The organism is Pseudomonas shiyinii (genome assembly GCF_056725765.1).
The window spans coordinates 900,121-917,371 of sequence record NZ_CM161522.1 but is presented as its reverse complement, the minus strand read 5'-3'; the positions used below and the strand labels follow the sequence as shown (position 1 = coordinate 917,371).

Below are 17,251 nucleotides of genomic sequence, written 5' to 3'. Positions count from 1 at the left end.
TCCACGACGGTCTCCTCAGCGCGGCAATGCTGGATGCTGGCGATAACCGAGCATGCCGTCGTACAGGTCGATACGACGGTCACGGGGCAAGTCGTTCAGGCTGTTCCAGATAGGGGCTGTACGGGCGTAGCTCAAATCCACATCCGCGTAGAGAATGCATTCCTCCTCAGCGTTGGCGACCTCACCGATGGGCCAGCCGTTCGTGCCTGCGATCAGCGAGCAGCCAAGGAAGCGCCCGCCGCGCTCCCTGCCGATGCGATTGGCTGCGGCAATGTAGATATTGTTGGCATGGGCGGCGGTCATGGTCAGGTAGGACGCCATGCAGCGCCCGGCTTCATCGAACAGCGGCGGAGGTGTCCACACCCAATTGTTCAGGCTGCAGATGATGTCGGCGCCCTGCAAGGCCATCAGGCGCGGAACCTCCGGGAACCAGATATCCCAGCAGATGAGCAGGCCGATACGACCGATCGGCGTCTCGAATACAGGAAACCCAAGATTGCCAGGGGTGAACCACAGCTTCTCCTGATTCCACAGATGGGCTTTGCGGTAGTGTCCCAGCAGGCCATCCGGCCCAAACAATACCGCACTGTCGTAAAGCTTCAGACCTTCGCGTTCGACGAAGCCAGCGGCCAGATAGACCTTGTAATCACGAGTGAATGTACACCATGCCTCCAGGCTGCGGCCCTCCTGCAGGGTCTCGGCATGGGCATAGGCTTCCTCGCGGGACTGGAAGGTATAGCCCGTATTGGCCAGCTCTGGCAGCACAATGAGGTTGGCGCCCTCACGCGCGGCGCGGCGAGCCAATGCCAGGCCTCGGCAGAGGTTACCGTCGCAGTGCTCGACCCCTACCTGGGGATCGTACTGGATGACGGCGATACGGACGGGGCTCACGGGTGGGTTCTGTTCGGGCATTACTGGCTTCCTTCTTGTGGTTATTGGAAGGTCGCCAGTAAAACGGGGTTGTCAGTGCCAAATACAGCCAGGCACCTCCTGCAATTAGGTAGGAAAATTCTGAAGCAACGGAAAGAACAGCCAGTGCGTTATTCTTTCCGCTACCCCTCATTCCTGTAGCCGGTAGTGAGGATAATCTTCTAGGGTAAATCCACCATTGTAGATAGCTGATGTGAAATGGCAGATATTGATGACCGCATCGATAGCCGTCCGCAGGCAGGGTTCGCTCCAGCCTGCATCCACCGAGAACGACTCGCCAACCAAATAAAGGCCAGACCGCCAGCTCAATTCTCGATTGTACGTCATTAAGTTCACCGCATCGTAATAAGTACCCGCGCGATACAGCTTGGCGCAGCCAAGGGCGTTACTATCTGTTACCCAGCGTTGTACTCGGATATTTCGGCTATCGACATAGGGTGAAATTGGCTCACCGATATTGGTGCAGCGCAGCAGGATCCGATCCAATTCCTTTAGGCATTTCACACCCAATTCCATATCGGTAAATGAGGCCAGCTTGGTAGCATCATCTTCCCAAGTATAACTGAGCAAAATGCAGTCATAGGCATAGCGCTCGTTATAGCGGTAGGCATAGACGTCATGTACAAAGCTGTCAGTTATCAGAATTTGAGGGATATGCGGGTTGCGGTCGAGGAAGGCTTTTTGCAGCGGTGCATATACCTTGCAGCTGGTTTCCCAATGGGCGTTTTTCCATGCACTGATGATACGTTGTGGTAACAAATCACGGCTAAAGCCATCCAGTCGGATATTGGTCTCAATCAGCCAAGACGGCAAAGTGAGAATCACTGCATCGAAATCTTGGTTCAATGTTCGCGTCTTGGAAGCATCACTGTGGTGCCAACGGTATTCGACGCGGATCCTTCCATTCGCCATCTTGTGCAGCCCACATACCGAGCTGTCGGTAAGCAGACCATCACTCCGCTCCAAACACTGGTTATAGAGCGACTGACCAATTTCTTCGATATCCATGAACAACAGACACTCATCAAGTGCTGCCAACCCAAGATAGGTAGGCGCCTGGAATCTCAACCCCTTGCTATCAGGCACTGTATCCATTTCGAGATAGGGGGCAGCATAAGGCATACCGTGCTCATCCACACGCCCATGCACCAGTTGCAGATGGCTACTGAAGCCGAAGATCGCTGTACGTAGTGGATAAAGGCAACAAACATCATAAAAGGCTCCCCAGCTACCATCCCCGATGCCTATCGAGTAAAAAATCGCTGACTCAGCATCACTCATCCCCAATCCACCGAAGTCGCCTGGATTCCCAGGGTCCCAGCTCTCAATCGTTGGTAAATGCACCAGATCACGGAAAGATAGCCGGTGATAACGTTCGACGATTGCGCTCCAACAGCCCTCCCACGTCCCCGTTCCGAAAACCGTAGCTACCTGTTCAGCCATCAGACGTGCAAACCTTTGCCATTTACCGTAAACCCGTAGCAGGGCCTCCGTTGGAGGGGGAGTGTCACCGAGTGGATTACGCCAGATCAGCAACTGGGGATCATCCTCTGCCAGTAATTGCCCTTCTTGAAGATAGATACCCGTGGCATTGACCCAAGGTGTTCCGGGATTGGGAAAATCCGAAATGCGTAAATCGAACAGCTTGGCGTAATAAGCCATCATTGAATGCCCGTCCTTGGGCGGCTCACCAGTCCTATTAAAAAATGGCATACGCATCGCCCCCATTTCGAAAGGCGTCGATGGTTGCTTGTGATCACTTGGATCGTTGATCACCGTCAGATGCCGTCCGCCAACGCGCTGAGATTGCTCGATCAAGGTGATGTTACGAAACCCACAGCGCAGCAATTCGCGGGCAGCGGTAAGCCCCGTCACACCCGCACCAACGATGCAAATGCGATAGTCCACTCGAGAGGCCTGTGCAACACCGCCGTACTGCTCAACGAGGCGGCGGTAATCAAAACAGAGGTCTGGAGGATTGGGAAACCGCACAGCCCACGGTTGAATAGGCGACTCAGGCTCGATTGCCAGGTCTGCGGGATGGTTATGACTCGATCCGATGGTCATGGGCCTTCGATTCTCCTAGGCGAATGGGAGAACCGAGAGTGACGGATACCAAGTAAAAGAAGCGGTGAATAGCTATTACCCGGCAATAGTGAAATAAACTGCAGTAAAGCAATCGCCGGCAAGCCGGCTCCTACCAGGATAACGTGATCCTTTGTGGGAGCCGGCTTGCCGGCGATCAACGCATGACGGCTTTATACGGCCAGCGCACGCTCACGCAGTTCCTGGTTGAGGATGCGGTCGTTCTCGCTGTAGTCGACCGGGCAGTCGATCACATGCACGCCCGGGGTCTTGATGCAGTGCTCGAGCAGCGGCAGCAGGCCTTCGGCGCTTTCGACGCGGTGACCGTTGGCACCGTATGCTTCGGCGTATTTGACGAAGTCCGGGTTGCCATAGTCCAGGCCGAAGTCGGTGAAGCCCATGTTGGCCTGCTTCCAGCGGATCATGCCGTAACCGTCGTCACGCAGGATCACCACAGTAATGTGCATGCCCAGGCGTACTGCGGTTTCCAGCTCCTGGCTGTTCATCATGAAGCCGCCGTCGCCGCACACCGAGATCACCGGGCGGTCCGGGTACACCAGGTGCGCCGCCATGGCCGACGGCAGGCCAGCGCCCATGGTCGCCAGGGCGTTGTCCAGCAGCACGGTGTTAGGCTTGTGAGCCTTGTAGTTGCGGGCGAACCAGATCTTGTAGATGCCGTTGTCCAGGGCCACGATGCCTTCGGACGGCAATACGCGGCGGATATCGGCGACCAGGCGCTGCGGGTAGACCGGGAAGCGGTCGTCATCCTTGCCTTCGGCGATCTGCGCTTCGTTGGCTTCGCGGATGGCCAGCAAGCGGGTGAAGTCCCAGTGCGAGGTGTCGCCCAGGCCTTCGGCGATCTGCCAGACAGCGTTGGCGATGTCGCCGATCACTTCGATCTGTGGGAAGTACACGGCGTCGACTTCGGCGGAGCGGAAGTTGACGTGGATGACTTCGGTACCGCCACGCACCATGAAGAATGGTGGCTTCTCGATGACGTCGTGGCCGATGTTGATGATCAGGTCGGCCGCTTCGATAGCGCGATGCACGAAGTCGCCGGACGACAGCGCGGCGTTGCCCAGGAAGCTCGAATGGCGCTCGTCCACCACACCTTTACCCAGCTGGGTGGTGACGAACGGGATGCCGGTCTTGTCGATCAGTTGCTTGAGGACCTTGGCGGTCATCTTGCGGTTGGCACCGGCACCGATCACCAGGATCGGGCTGCGGGCGGTGCGCAGCTTCTCGATGGCCGCTTCGATGGCCACGTGCTCGGCCAGTGGGCGGCGGTGCAGGCTCGGCTGGATCGGCATGGCATCGGTCTGCTCGGCAGCGATGTCTTCCGGCAGCTCCAGGTGCACGGCGCCCGGCTTTTCTTCTTCGGCCAGGCGGAAGGCTTCGCGCATGCGGGCCGGGATGTTATCGGCCGATGCGAACTGGTGGGTGTACTTGGTGATGGGGTCCATCATGCCGCACACGTCGATGATCTGGAAACGGCCCTGCTTGGACTTCTTGATCGGCTTCTGCCCGGTGATCATCATCATCGGCATGCCGCCCAGGTAGGCGTAGGCGCTGGCGGTCACCAGGTTGGTGGCGCCAGGGCCGAGGGTCGACAGGCTGACCCCGGTCTTGCCGGTCAGGCGGCCGTAGGTGGCGGCCATGAAGCCTGCGGATTGCTCATGACGGGTCAGGACCAGCTTGATCTTCGACTTGCGCAGGGATTCCAGCAGGTCGAGGTTCTCCTCGCCGGGAATGCCGAACACATACTCGACACCTTCGTTTTCCAGGCATTGCACAACGACATCGGCGGCCTTGGCCATCTTGCTTGCTACCTCAAATGATAGGACGGTGGTGAAGTCCAGAAATGCGCAGCACGGTACGCTGGCATCGCTATGTCCGCAGGTAAGGATCCTCGGAACCTAAGCCTTGACGTAGGCTGCGTGCAGGAAAGTCACGTTAATTATCGGCATTAATTGTCGCAGCTGTTGGCGGGAAGATAAGCGGCCAGTGGTGCAAAAGAGATTTGCTTTTGCATGAAACGCGCCCCCTTGTAGGAGCGGCCTTGTGCCGCGAAGCGGGCGCGCAGCGGCCGTAAGCCCAGGCGACGCGGTGCACCAGGGTGATCGAGATGGCAGGGTTGGCGGCCGCTGCGCGCCCGCTTTCGCGGCACAAGGCCGCTCCTACAGGGGGAGGCGCGATTCTTTCGAGGACCAGAAAGACAAAACCCCTACCTGCTCGCGCAGATAGGGGTTTTGCGAAATGAATCTTGACGATGACCTACTCTCACATGGGGAAGCCCCACACTACCATCGGCGATGCATCGTTTCACTGCTGAGTTCGGGATGGGATCAGGTGGTTCCAATGCTCTATGGTCGTCAAGAAATTCTGTTGCCAGAACGTCCAGATGGACATGCCAGCCAATTCGGATATGTGAATTTGTGATGCAAACTTTCGGTTCGTTCGTCTTCACCACCGCAATTCGCAACAGCAAATTGCTTGGGTGTTATATGGTCAAGCCTCACGGGCAATTAGTATCGGTTAGCTCAACGCCTCACAGCGCTTACACACCCGACCTATCAACGTCGTAGTCTTCGACGGCCCTTCAGGGGATTCAAGATCCCAGTGAGATCTCATCTTGAGGCAAGTTTCCCGCTTAGATGCTTTCAGCGGTTATCTCTTCCGAACATAGCTACCCGGCAATGCCACTGGCGTGACAACCGGAACACCAGAGGTTCGTCCACTCCGGTCCTCTCGTACTAGGAGCAGCCCCTCTCAAATCTCAAACGTCCACGGCAGATAGGGACCGAACTGTCTCACGACGTTCTAAACCCAGCTCGCGTACCACTTTAAATGGCGAACAGCCATACCCTTGGGACCGGCTTCAGCCCCAGGATGTGATGAGCCGACATCGAGGTGCCAAACACCGCCGTCGATATGAACTCTTGGGCGGTATCAGCCTGTTATCCCCGGAGTACCTTTTATCCGTTGAGCGATGGCCCTTCCATACAGAACCACCGGATCACTAAGACCTACTTTCGTACCTGCTCGACGTGTGGGTCTCGCAGTCAAGCGCGCTTTTGCCTTTATACTCTGCGACCGATTTCCGACCGGTCTGAGCGCACCTTCGTACTCCTCCGTTACTCTTTGGGAGGAGACCGCCCCAGTCAAACTACCCACCATACACTGTCCTCGATCCGGATCACGGACCTGAGTTAGAACCTCAAGGTTGCCAGGGTGGTATTTCAAGGATGGCTCCATGAGAACTGGCGTCCCCACTTCAAAGCCTCCCACCTATCCTACACAAGCAAGCTCAAAGTCCAGTGCAAAGCTATAGTAAAGGTTCACGGGGTCTTTCCGTCTAGCCGCGGATACACTGCATCTTCACAGCGATTTCAATTTCACTGAGTCTCGGGTGGAGACAGCGCCGCCATCGTTACGCCATTCGTGCAGGTCGGAACTTACCCGACAAGGAATTTCGCTACCTTAGGACCGTTATAGTTACGGCCGCCGTTTACCGGGGCTTCGATCAAGAGCTTCGCTTGCGCTAACCCCATCAATTAACCTTCCGGCACCGGGCAGGCGTCACACCCTATACGTCCACTTTCGTGTTTGCAGAGTGCTGTGTTTTTAATAAACAGTCGCAGCGGCCTGGTATCTTCGACCGGCATGGGCTTACGGAGCAAGTCCTTCACCCTCGCCGGCGCACCTTCTCCCGAAGTTACGGTGCCATTTTGCCTAGTTCCTTCACCCGAGTTCTCTCAAGCGCCTTGGTATTCTCTACCCGACCACCTGTGTCGGTTTGGGGTACGGTTCCCAGTTATCTGAAGCTTAGGAGCTTTTCTTGGAAGCATGGCATCAACCACTTCGTCGCCTAATGGCAACTCGTCATCAGCTCTCGGCCTGGAAATCCCGGATTTGCCTAAGATTTCAGCCTACCACCTTAAACTTGGACAACCAACGCCAAGCTGGCCTAGCCTTCTCCGTCCCTCCATCGCAATAACTGGAAGTACAGGAATATTAACCTGTTTTCCATCGACTACGCTTTTCAGCCTCGCCTTAGGGACCGACTAACCCTGCGTCGATTAACGTTGCGCAGGAAACCTTGGTCTTTCGGCGTGCGAGTTTTTCACTCGCATTGTCGTTACTCATGTCAGCATTCGCACTTCTGATACCTCCAGCAAGCTTCTCAACTCACCTTCACAGGCTTACAGAACGCTCCTCTACCGCATCACCCTAAGGTGATACCCGTAGCTTCGGTGCATGGTTTGAGCCCCGTTACATCTTCCGCGCAGGCCGACTCGACTAGTGAGCTATTACGCTTTCTTTAAAGGATGGCTGCTTCTAAGCCAACCTCCTAGCTGTCTAAGCCTTCCCACATCGTTTCCCACTTAACCATGACTTTGGGACCTTAGCTGACGGTCTGGGTTGTTTCCCTTTTCACGACGGACGTTAGCACCCGCCGTGTGTCTCCCATGCTCGGCACTTCCAGGTATTCGGAGTTTGCATCGGTTTGGTAAGTCGGGATGACCCCCTAGCCGAAACAGTGCTCTACCCCCTGGAGTGATACATGAGGCGCTACCTAAATAGCTTTCGAGGAGAACCAGCTATCTCCGAGCTTGATTAGCCTTTCACTCCGATCCACAGGTCATCCGCTAACTTTTCAACGGTAGTCGGTTCGGTCCTCCAGTCAGTGTTACCTAACCTTCAACCTGCCCATGGATAGATCGCCCGGTTTCGGGTCTATACCCAGCGACTAAACGCCCTATTAAGACTCGCTTTCGCTACGCCTCCCCTATTCGGTTAAGCTCGCCACTGAATATAAGTCGCTGACCCATTATACAAAAGGTACGCAGTCACCTAACAAAGTAGGCTCCCACTGCTTGTACGCATACGGTTTCAGGTTCTATTTCACTCCCCTCTCCGGGGTTCTTTTCGCCTTTCCCTCACGGTACTGGTTCACTATCGGTCAGTCAGTAGTATTTAGCCTTGGAGGATGGTCCCCCCATGTTCAGACAAAGTTTCTCGTGCTCCGTCCTACTCGATTTCACTGGCAAGAGATTTTCGTGTACGGGGCTATCACCCACTATGGCCGCACTTTCCAGAGCGTTCCACTAATCTCAAACCAGCTTAAGGGCTGGTCCCCGTTCGCTCGCCACTACTAAGGGAATCTCGGTTGATTTCTTTTCCTCAGGGTACTTAGATGTTTCAGTTCCCCTGGTTCGCCTCTTGCACCTATGTATTCAGTGCAAGATACCTAGGTTATCCTAGGTGGGTTCCCCCATTCAGAGATCTCTGGATCACAGTCTGTTTGCCGACTCCCCAAAGCTTATCGCAGGCTACCACGTCTTTCATCGCCTCTGACTGCCAAGGCATCCACCGTATGCGCTTCTTCACTTGACCATATAACCCCAAGCAATCTGGTTATACTGTGAAGACGACATTCGCCGAAAATTCGCATGTCGCGCGTTCGCGCAGAACTCACAAATTTTACCTTAGCCTGATGGCCCACCAGTGAAAGTGGTCATCAGTCTATCTATCACATATCCGAATTTTTAAAGAACGATCTGACAAAAGTCAGAAATCAACATTCACAGCGGAATGCTCATTTCTAAGTTCTGCAGGTAACTGCGTAGCAAAGCAAATGGTGGAGCCAAGCGGGATCGAACCGCTGACCTCCTGCGTGCAAGGCAGGCGCTCTCCCAGCTGAGCTATGGCCCCGTCGTCTCTGCACCCAGCGAATGGTAGGTCTGGGCAGATTTGAACTGCCGACCTCACCCTTATCAGGGGTGCGCTCTAACCAACTGAGCTACAGACCTATAACAGGGTCGCGTTACAGCATCGTCTTCTTCAAGGAATCAAGCAATTCGTGTGGGAGCTCATCAGCAGGCTGATGTCTTCGATTAAGGAGGTGATCCAGCCGCAGGTTCCCCTACGGCTACCTTGTTACGACTTCACCCCAGTCATGAATCACACCGTGGTAACCGTCCTCCCGAAGGTTAGACTAGCTACTTCTGGTGCAACCCACTCCCATGGTGTGACGGGCGGTGTGTACAAGGCCCGGGAACGTATTCACCGCGACATTCTGATTCGCGATTACTAGCGATTCCGACTTCACGCAGTCGAGTTGCAGACTGCGATCCGGACTACGATCGGTTTTGTGAGATTAGCTCCACCTCGCGGCTTGGCAACCCTCTGTACCGACCATTGTAGCACGTGTGTAGCCCAGGCCGTAAGGGCCATGATGACTTGACGTCATCCCCACCTTCCTCCGGTTTGTCACCGGCAGTCTCCTTAGAGTGCCCACCATAACGTGCTGGTAACTAAGGACAAGGGTTGCGCTCGTTACGGGACTTAACCCAACATCTCACGACACGAGCTGACGACAGCCATGCAGCACCTGTGTCAGAGTTCCCGAAGGCACCAATCCATCTCTGGAAAGTTCTCTGCATGTCAAGGCCTGGTAAGGTTCTTCGCGTTGCTTCGAATTAAACCACATGCTCCACCGCTTGTGCGGGCCCCCGTCAATTCATTTGAGTTTTAACCTTGCGGCCGTACTCCCCAGGCGGTCAACTTAATGCGTTAGCTGCGCCACTAAAATCTCAAGGATTCCAACGGCTAGTTGACATCGTTTACGGCGTGGACTACCAGGGTATCTAATCCTGTTTGCTCCCCACGCTTTCGCACCTCAGTGTCAGTATCAGTCCAGGTGGTCGCCTTCGCCACTGGTGTTCCTTCCTATATCTACGCATTTCACCGCTACACAGGAAATTCCACCACCCTCTACCATACTCTAGCTCGCCAGTTTTGGATGCAGTTCCCAGGTTGAGCCCGGGGCTTTCACATCCAACTTAACGAACCACCTACGCGCGCTTTACGCCCAGTAATTCCGATTAACGCTTGCACCCTCTGTATTACCGCGGCTGCTGGCACAGAGTTAGCCGGTGCTTATTCTGTCGGTAACGTCAAAACAGCAAGGTATTAACTTACTGCCCTTCCTCCCAACTTAAAGTGCTTTACAATCCGAAGACCTTCTTCACACACGCGGCATGGCTGGATCAGGCTTTCGCCCATTGTCCAATATTCCCCACTGCTGCCTCCCGTAGGAGTCTGGACCGTGTCTCAGTTCCAGTGTGACTGATCATCCTCTCAGACCAGTTACGGATCGTCGCCTTGGTGAGCCATTACCTCACCAACTAGCTAATCCGACCTAGGCTCATCTGATAGCGTGAGGTCCGAAGATCCCCCACTTTCTCCCGTAGGACGTATGCGGTATTAGCGCCCCTTTCGGAACGTTGTCCCCCACTACCAGGCAGATTCCTAGGCATTACTCACCCGTCCGCCGCTGAATCAAGGAGCAAGCTCCCGTCATCCGCTCGACTTGCATGTGTTAGGCCTGCCGCCAGCGTTCAATCTGAGCCATGATCAAACTCTTCAGTTCAATACTGCTTGGGTTTTTAAGAAACCCTAAACTTGGCTCAGCAATCTCAAATGACTATGTGATTTCTCGCATGGCCACTTGTGATGCTGATAATCTTGGCGACTATCAGTCCGTACTCACAAGCACCCACACGAATTGCTTGATTCGATTGTTAAAGAGCGATTTGGTTAAGCGCTTTGCTCAACCGAGGCCGCGCATTCTACGCTTACCTCAGAGTCTGTCAAGCGTTTATTTTGAAGTTTTTCGTTCAACTTCAACCGCTTAACAACGCTGCGATCTCTCGTAGCGGGAGGCGAATCATACAGCGTTAAAACCTGCTGTCAACTGCCTTTTTCACCGCTGCCGATCTGTGAGACCGAAGCCTTCCGATACTACCTGAAGCGTTCAACTCATTGAATCTCAAGGAGTTTTGCGTTTCGACTGCGTCGGAAGTGGGGCGCATTATAAGGGGATTCAGAAGGGCGTCAACCCTTTATTTCAATTATTTGAAATATTTAGATTGAAGGCCGCATTTAAAATGCGAACAGGTACCGGCCTTCAGGACTTCGGCATCTACCTGATCCAAGCCAACCCAAGACCGTTCGCCAACTTTTTCCATCCCGCCCCAGGCGCCCCGCTAGACTGATGCTTCTTACCGCCACGGACACTGCTCTGTCATGGCCAACGCCATCAGCGCCGACATCGCCACCATCGGCCGCATCAACGCAGTCCCTGCCCTCCTCCAGGTCATCTGCGAGACCACCGGCATGCGCTTTGCCGCCGTGGCTCGGGTAACCGAGAACAGCTGGACCGCCTGCGCCGTACTGGACAACCTGAGTCTGGGCCTCAAGCCTGGCGATGAACTCGACGTCACTACAACCCTGTGCCAGGAAATCCGCAGCAGCCACCAGACCATCGTGATCGACCAGGCCAGCGAGGACGACCAGTACGCCCGGCATCACGCACCACGGGTCTACCGTTTCGAAAGCTATATCTCGGTGCCGGTGCTACGCACCGACGGCAGTTTCTTCGGCACCATCAGCGCCCTGGACCCCAGGCCCACCTCACTCAAGGGCAGCGCCATCCAACCCATGATGGAATCGTTCGCCCGCCTGCTGTCGATCCAGATAGAAAGCGAGGAAAGCGCACAGCGCACCGAACAGGCCCTGCAGAAGGAGCGCGCCATGGCGGAGGTACGCGAGCAGTTCATCGCGGTACTCGGCCACGACCTGCGCAACCCATTGTTCGCCATCACGGCCGGGGCGGAGTTGCTCGTCCAGCGCTTGCAGGACGAGCGCAACCGCGCCATCGCCCGGCACATACATACCTCCGGCAGCCGCGCCGCCCAGCTGGTGCGCGATATGCTGGACTTCGCCCGCGGCCGCCTGGGCAGCGGCATCCCCATCAACCAGCAGCCCTGTCACGACCTGGCCGAGGCTCTGACCCATGTGGCCTCGGAGTTGCAGCGGGTGCATCCACAACGGCAGATCCTGCTGAACATCGGCGACATCGGTGGGCTGCACTGCGATCGCGAACGCATCGCCCAACTGCTCTCCAACCTGATCGCCAACGCCCTGGCCCATGGCGCCGCCGAAGAGCCGGTCACCGTCACCGCGACCCTGCACGACGGGATCTTCGTTCTCAGCGTGCACAACCTGGGCGAGCCGATCCCCGCGCAAGTCCTGGCACAGCTGTTCCAGCCTTTTTCCCGGCCACTGTCCAGCAGACCACAGCAAGGGCTGGGACTAGGGCTTTATATAGCCAACCAGATCGCCTTGGCCCATGGCGGCTCCATGGAGGTCGTATCGAATGCCCAGGTGGGGACGTTGTTCAGCTTCCGCCTGCCCGTCGACCGATCAAAGGCCAACGTGCGTCCATGACGCTCAATGTTCGGCCGGTGCCTCGTGCACCTGCACGCTGGCAGTCATCCCGGCACTGAGGTTGATGTCCTTGGGAATATGATCCAGGCGGATGCGCACCGGGATGCGCTGGGCCAGGCGTACCCAGTTGAATGTCGGTTCAACCTCAGGCAACAGTTGGCTGTCGGGATTGCTGTTGCTGTCGGTGATGCCGCGGCTGATGCTTTGCACATGGCCGTCGATCGCCTCGCCGGCGCCCATCAGCCAGACTTTCACCGGGTCTCCGACATGGATGCGCGGCAGCTTGGTCTCTTCGAAATAGGCCTGGATATAGAAGGTGGCATCATCCACCAGGGCCATGACCGATTGGCCGGTGTTGACATAGTTGCCCTGGGCCAGCCGCAGGTTGGTGATGTGCCCGCTGCGCGGGGCCCGGACTTCGCTGCGTTCCAGGTTGATCCTCGCCACCTGCAGCTGCGCCTGGGCTTCATGCAGCTCACCCCGTGCGACGGCAGCGTTGATCTGGGCATTCTCGCGCAGCTCGGCGCTGATCGCATCGGGGCCCAGGGCCGTGCGCCGCGCCGCCTCGCGCTCACGCAGGCGCAATTGGTGGGCGCGGGTTTCGGCCACGGCACTGGCTTGGTCGAAGGCGGCCTGGAAGCGCTCGCGGTCGATGCTCATGAGCAGATCGCCGGCCTTTACCTGCTGGTTGTCGCGCACCTTGAGCTCGCGCACCCAACCGGACACGTCCGGGGCGATGACCACCACGTCTGCACGCACCCGTGCATCACGGGTCCAGGGCGTGAGCATGTAGTACTGCCAAAGGTGATAGCCGGCGAATATGGCCAGAGCCACCACACAGAGGGTAACGAAGGCACGTACGGCTGTACGCATGGGTATCACTCCTTACAAAGGCCCCAGGACATGCACCACCAGGGACAGAACACAAACGAACAATGCCGCATCGAACAGCGCCTCGTGCCAGATCCAGCGCCCCAGTGGCGTAGCCTGCACCACCAGGCGCAGCAGACCGGTGAGCAGCAGCGCCAGCAACGCATAGATCAGAAACGGACTGAGCAGCACACCGCCCAGTGCCCATTCACGCAACCCCATGGATCTCCTCCTGCCGATGGCACCACTTGCCCCAGCTGCTGCGCAGTTGCAGCACCGCGCCAACGGCCAGGCGTAGCGGGTCGCTCGGCGGCTGACGGCGCAACGCCTCGATGAATTGCTCGGTCGCCGCGTCCAGGCGTTGGCTGCGCCCTGGTGCCGGCCCACTGGCCAGCACGGCCTCCAACTGCTGCAGGTAATGGCGTTCGGCTGGCCCCAGGGGTGCCTGGGCCACGGCCAGGCACATGCGCAAGTGCACCAGCTCGTCACCGATATCCAGTGCGTGCACGCCATCGTCCCAACGCTTGCGCTCGGCCTCCGGCAATTCGCTGGCGTGCCTGGCCAGCTGCATCAGGCGGTCGGCCATACGCCCACCGAACCAGCTGTCGGCACCACGCAGGTCGCGTCGGGTCAGGCGCACCAGGTCGCTCTGGGTCGCCGCCCGCAGGCGACGGCCGAGCCAGGCCGGGTGGCGTAGCACCACCAGGCGGAAGGCCATGACCGCGGCTCCAACGCCTAGCAACATGGCCTGGGCGCTATTGAGCATGGCCGCGACATCGAACTGCATGGTATTGAGCGGGGCCACCAACACGATGAAGTGCAGGCAATAGGACGTGGCAGTCGCACCAGTGCGCGGATGCGCCATGCCCAGGGCCCCCAGGAACAGCGGCACTCCCATCCCCAGGCAGAGCATGGCGAAACTGCTCCATTGCGGTAGGAGGATCTGCCCGACCAAAAAGGCCACGGGAATGGCCAGCAGGATGCCCCGCAGGAAGCTCAGGCCGATCTGCGCGCCGTTCTCGCGGCTGGCGAACAGGCTGCAGACCACACAGGTCAGCACCAGCCCGCCCGGCGCCGCCGGCCACGCGGTGGCCAGCCAGAAACTGGCCATGGCCAGGAAGGCCAGGGCACTGCGTGAGCCAAACAGCAAGGCCAGCGGCAGGTCGCGATGGACAGCCAGGCCTTGGGGCACGTCCTTCGGCGCCCTGCCCTGTTCGGCGTCCTGCAAGGCCTGGGTCGCAGCCATGGCGACATCCAGCAACAGGGCCATGCGCGCCAGGCAATAATGCTCGGCCGAGCTGATCTGCTCGTCATGGGCGGCATCCCAGATTCGCTGGCGCAACAACAACAGGCTGGGTGGGTCGGGCTCGGCCAGTTGCGCGCGCACCTCGTTCAACCAGGGCGCCAGCCGATCGGCCTCGGCTTCATCGAGCTGACGCCATTGGCGGCGCACCGAACGCGAGATACGCAGCAACACCATGAGCTTCTGGCTCAGCCCACGAATCGCCCTGGCCCGTTGGCGGCCACGGTTGCCTTCGAACCAGGCGTGTTCACGCTGGGCATCGATGGCGACGATCCGCCCGAGGATTTCAAGCAACCCCTTGCGCGCCTCGTCTTCGCCGCCCAGCATGGCGCTGGAGGCCTGCAAGCCGTTCTGCCAGGCCTGGCGCGCCTGGCCTGCGAGCTGCTGCTCGACGCGCATCGGCCAGAGCAAGGCGCTGGTGGCCGTGGCGCAGACGATCCCCAGGCAGATCTCGGTGCAGCGCGCTACGGCCTGGTCGAACACCTGTAAAGGATGGTTGATCGAGGGCAAAGCAATGATCGCCACGGTGTAACCCGCCAGTACGAACGAATAGGCCCAGGCACTGCGCAACTGGGTGGAGGCTGCGGTACACAACGCAAGCCACAACGCCAGGGTCAGCAGAAACAGCCAGGGCGCCTGGGCGAACAGGGCGATGAAGACCACCGACATGAACGTACCGACCAAGGTGCCGGCCAGGCGGGCCAGACCCTTCTGCACCACCATGCCCGACAGCGGCTGGGCGACGATGAACGCAGTCATCAGCGCCCATGAGGGCTGCTCCAAGCCCCAACGCATGGCCAACCACAACGCCAGGCCACCCCCAAGCACGGTCTTGATGGCGAACTTGAGGGCAAGGTTGCTGGGTGCGAACAGGGCCTGGAAGGTGATGGGCACGAATCGGACCTTGCGGGGGTGATGATTAAAAAGATAGACAACGGCGCAAGGATAAAGCGTGGCGAATTAATTAGCTAGCTAAGCATCATTCAAGGAAACACATCCCACACAAGCCCGCACCTACACAGGAATGCGTTGCCGCGAAGGCGTTGGGAAATTCCAGGCAAAAAAATGGGCGACCGAAGTCGCCCTAAATGCCTTGCGTGCTCGTGAACCTGGAAGGCTCAGCGCGGCTTGCGCTTGCTCGAATCCTTCCAGATGAAAATGCCCAGACCGGCGAAGAACACCAACATCAACCCGACCGTTACCACACCGGCGATAACCACATTGTCGAAGAACATGTCGGCCTCCCGTTTCGTCTGCCGTTGTCCGATGGGTGCAAGGTAGCGAATACGGGGGGAGGGAAAATTGACCGGAGTCAATGGTGCCCAAGGGCGGGCACGCGAGGCGGACGCAGGGTTGATCTACATCAAGTTTCAGCGCTTCTTCGGCTTGCCCTTGGGCTTTTTCTTCGGCTTGGCCAGCGGCATGGCCTGCTCGAACGCCTGGCGGACTTCATTCAGGCGCTTTTCCTTGAGGTCATGGATGCGTTTGGTGCGTTCGGCACCGAAATCGATCAGGTTGTCTTGGCTCATGGACGGGCTCGACTGACAGCAGAGACTTGCATGATGAAGCCTGACGCCCGTGCTGACCAGCTCAGACTTCGATGTCCACCAACAACCCCTGGCGGGTACGCTCGCCCAAAGGCGCCACCGGCACGGTGTTGTCGGCATTGAGCTCGTCGCCGGGCAAGGCGCTGTAGCGTTCGTCCTGGTCCTTCTGCCGACGCTGCTGCTGGCGACGCTGCTCCTCGCGCAGCAATAGCGCCTGCTCCTGGGGGTCGCGCTGGTGCTTGAGGTCGACGGTACCGTCGCTGGAAGCAGGCTGCGCCGGGACCACCGGAGGAATATCCGGGGTCGGTTTGACCGGGTCCTGTTGCGAAGTCACCGGTGCGGCACTGAGCGGGATGATCGGCGGCAGCATGGAATGGTCTCCTGTGGCCACTGTATCGGCCGGCGATCACTTGCACTTGAGCACCGACCCACCGGATTGTGCAGTGCATCACAACATGCTGTACAACCGCTACTCGAGGTCTTCGCCCAACGGCTCGTCGGGTGGCGGGCTGGCTTCGCTCCAGGGCCGCTTGTAGACCTGCTGCCACACTGCGTCCATGTGCTCGCGTATCACTTGCGATGCACTTTTCAACGATGCGCTGTCTTCCCGCTCGCCGCCGACAGGCTCCTCGCCAGCCGGAATGATCAGCGATTGGCCGGTGATGGTGTAGGTCGCCTGGCCTTCACGCATCTCGATAGCGATGTCGTGCGGGTCGATGCCACCGCCGCAAAAGGCATGGCTGGCCACGGTGAGCTCGGCGACGCCATCCTTGTTCAGGTCGCTGGCGTCGCTGACATCGGTATAGAAGTCTACGTCCAGGTCCAGCCCCGGGCAGCTGGTTTCCTGCTCGATCTGCCAGCGCGGGGTGAACACGTCAGCTTCGGCACCGCGCCCGTACAGGGTGGCTTTGAGCATGACCTTGTCCACCTCCTGTTCGGTCTCGGCATCGGTGGCCTGGCCATCGACGCGGCTGAGCACCAGCAGCCCTTCGCCGTCACGGTCACGGAAATGCACGCTCTTGAGCGGCGTCCGCACACCCAATACCTCCAGCTGTTCGGCCGGAATCGGTGGCAGGGTTTCGAAGTTCTTCTGTTCACAGGCGGCCAGCAGCAGCAAGCTGCCCATGGCCAGGGAGGCGTTCAACCAGCGGTGCTTTGCAGCCATGTGGTGTGGGCCCTCGTCGCAGGACGTTGTTCGTCGATGAAGCAGCTAGACTCTAGA

Annotated in this window: 11 protein-coding genes, 2 tRNA genes and 3 rRNA genes; 1 reads left to right on the top strand and 15 read right to left on the bottom strand. The window is 58.1% G+C overall.

What is annotated here, in order from left to right; all coding sequences use genetic code 11:
• Nucleotides 1-15: 15 nt before the first annotated feature.
• From ACXHGZ_RS04360 to ACXHGZ_RS04325, 8 genes are all read right to left on the bottom strand, one after another.
• The gene (locus ACXHGZ_RS04360; RefSeq protein WP_480462574.1) at nucleotides 16-912 is read right to left on the bottom strand and encodes a nitrilase family protein; all 897 of its coding nucleotides are present in this window, start codon (nucleotides 910-912) and stop codon (nucleotides 16-18) included.
• Nucleotides 913-1,059: 147 nt separating this feature from the next.
• Complete coding sequence (locus ACXHGZ_RS04355; protein ID WP_480462572.1) at nucleotides 1,060-2,997, bottom strand: flavin monoamine oxidase family protein; 1,938 nt, start codon at nucleotides 2,995-2,997, stop codon at nucleotides 1,060-1,062.
• 191 nt (nucleotides 2,998-3,188) lie between these two features.
• Nucleotides 3,189-4,832 carry an acetolactate synthase large subunit gene (locus ACXHGZ_RS04350; protein WP_084858657.1) on the bottom strand — a complete coding sequence of 548 codons (1,644 nt, stop codon included), beginning with the start codon at nucleotides 4,830-4,832 and terminating at the stop codon, nucleotides 3,189-3,191.
• Nucleotides 4,833-5,276: 444 nt separating this feature from the next.
• A 5S ribosomal RNA gene (rrf, locus tag ACXHGZ_RS04345) occupies nucleotides 5,277-5,392 on the bottom strand.
• A gap of 127 nt (nucleotides 5,393-5,519) precedes the next feature.
• Nucleotides 5,520-8,412, bottom strand: a 23S ribosomal RNA gene (locus ACXHGZ_RS04340).
• A 242-nt stretch (nucleotides 8,413-8,654) separates the two neighbouring features.
• Nucleotides 8,655-8,730, bottom strand: a tRNA-Ala gene (locus ACXHGZ_RS04335).
• A gap of 21 nt (nucleotides 8,731-8,751) precedes the next feature.
• Nucleotides 8,752-8,828: transfer RNA gene (locus tag ACXHGZ_RS04330), tRNA-Ile, on the bottom strand.
• Nucleotides 8,829-8,913: 85 nt separating this feature from the next.
• A 16S ribosomal RNA gene (locus ACXHGZ_RS04325) occupies nucleotides 8,914-10,450 on the bottom strand.
• The 16S, 23S and 5S rRNA genes sit together here with 2 tRNA genes alongside, the layout of an rRNA operon.
• A gap of 656 nt (nucleotides 10,451-11,106) precedes the next feature.
• Here ACXHGZ_RS04325 and ACXHGZ_RS04320 point away from each other — a divergent pair.
• Nucleotides 11,107-12,309 carry a GAF domain-containing sensor histidine kinase gene (locus tag ACXHGZ_RS04320; RefSeq protein WP_480462569.1) on the top strand — a complete coding sequence of 401 codons (1,203 nt, stop codon included), beginning with the start codon at nucleotides 11,107-11,109 and terminating at the stop codon, nucleotides 12,307-12,309.
• Nucleotides 12,310-12,312: 3 nt separating this feature from the next.
• Here the strand turns inward: ACXHGZ_RS04320 and ACXHGZ_RS04315 are convergent, their stop codons facing one another.
• From ACXHGZ_RS04315 to ACXHGZ_RS04285, 7 genes are all read right to left on the bottom strand, one after another.
• The gene (locus ACXHGZ_RS04315; RefSeq protein WP_084856116.1) at nucleotides 12,313-13,182 is read right to left on the bottom strand and encodes an efflux RND transporter periplasmic adaptor subunit; all 870 of its coding nucleotides are present in this window, start codon (nucleotides 13,180-13,182) and stop codon (nucleotides 12,313-12,315) included.
• A 12-nt stretch (nucleotides 13,183-13,194) separates the two neighbouring features.
• A complete protein-coding gene (locus ACXHGZ_RS04310; protein ID WP_084856114.1) occupies nucleotides 13,195-13,401 on the bottom strand; it encodes a DUF1656 domain-containing protein in 207 nt (68 codons plus the stop codon).
• Nucleotides 13,388-15,376, bottom strand: coding sequence for an FUSC family protein (locus tag ACXHGZ_RS04305; RefSeq protein WP_480462566.1), 1,989 nt, complete (start codon nucleotides 15,374-15,376; stop codon nucleotides 13,388-13,390). Before ACXHGZ_RS04305 ends, ACXHGZ_RS04310 begins: the two co-directional genes overlap by 14 nt.
• A 224-nt stretch (nucleotides 15,377-15,600) precedes the next feature.
• The gene (gene ccoM, locus ACXHGZ_RS04300) at nucleotides 15,601-15,717 is read right to left on the bottom strand and encodes a cytochrome c oxidase subunit CcoM (RefSeq protein ID WP_301178464.1); all 117 of its coding nucleotides are present in this window, start codon (nucleotides 15,715-15,717) and stop codon (nucleotides 15,601-15,603) included.
• 135 nt (nucleotides 15,718-15,852) lie between these two features.
• Nucleotides 15,853-16,011 carry a hypothetical protein gene (locus ACXHGZ_RS04295; RefSeq protein ID WP_172402998.1) on the bottom strand — a complete coding sequence of 53 codons (159 nt, stop codon included), beginning with the start codon at nucleotides 16,009-16,011 and terminating at the stop codon, nucleotides 15,853-15,855.
• A 61-nt stretch (nucleotides 16,012-16,072) separates the two neighbouring features.
• Nucleotides 16,073-16,399 carry an aspartate-semialdehyde dehydrogenase gene (locus ACXHGZ_RS04290; RefSeq protein WP_084856110.1) on the bottom strand — a complete coding sequence of 109 codons (327 nt, stop codon included), beginning with the start codon at nucleotides 16,397-16,399 and terminating at the stop codon, nucleotides 16,073-16,075.
• 99 nt (nucleotides 16,400-16,498) lie between these two features.
• Nucleotides 16,499-17,194: a M949_RS01915 family surface polysaccharide biosynthesis protein gene (locus ACXHGZ_RS04285; RefSeq protein WP_480462563.1), complete on the bottom strand. Its 696-nt coding sequence runs from the start codon at nucleotides 17,192-17,194 to the stop codon at nucleotides 16,499-16,501.
• Nucleotides 17,195-17,251: the final 57 nt, after the last annotated feature.

Coding starts and splice junctions, on each gene's coding strand:
- ACXHGZ_RS04315 (WP_084856116.1), bottom strand. CDS start 13,182: ATGCGTACAGCCGTACGTGCCTTCGTTACCCTCTGTGTGGTGGCTCTG.
- ACXHGZ_RS04320 (WP_480462569.1), top strand. CDS start 11,107: ATGGCCAACGCCATCAGCGCCGACATCGCCACCATCGGCCGCATCAAC.
- ACXHGZ_RS04285 (WP_480462563.1), bottom strand. CDS start 17,194: ATGGCTGCAAAGCACCGCTGGTTGAACGCCTCCCTGGCCATGGGCAGC.
- ACXHGZ_RS04290 (WP_084856110.1), bottom strand. CDS start 16,399: ATGCTGCCGCCGATCATCCCGCTCAGTGCCGCACCGGTGACTTCGCAA.
- ACXHGZ_RS04350 (WP_084858657.1), bottom strand. CDS start 4,832: ATGGCCAAGGCCGCCGATGTCGTTGTGCAATGCCTGGAAAACGAAGGT.
- ccoM (WP_301178464.1), bottom strand. CDS start 15,717: ATGTTCTTCGACAATGTGGTTATCGCCGGTGTGGTAACGGTCGGGTTG.
- ACXHGZ_RS04355 (WP_480462572.1), bottom strand. CDS start 2,997: ATGACCATCGGATCGAGTCATAACCATCCCGCAGACCTGGCAATCGAG.
- ACXHGZ_RS04295 (WP_172402998.1), bottom strand. CDS start 16,011: ATGAGCCAAGACAACCTGATCGATTTCGGTGCCGAACGCACCAAACGC.
- ACXHGZ_RS04310 (WP_084856114.1), bottom strand. CDS start 13,401: ATGGGGTTGCGTGAATGGGCACTGGGCGGTGTGCTGCTCAGTCCGTTT.
- ACXHGZ_RS04360 (WP_480462574.1), bottom strand. CDS start 912: ATGCCCGAACAGAACCCACCCGTGAGCCCCGTCCGTATCGCCGTCATC.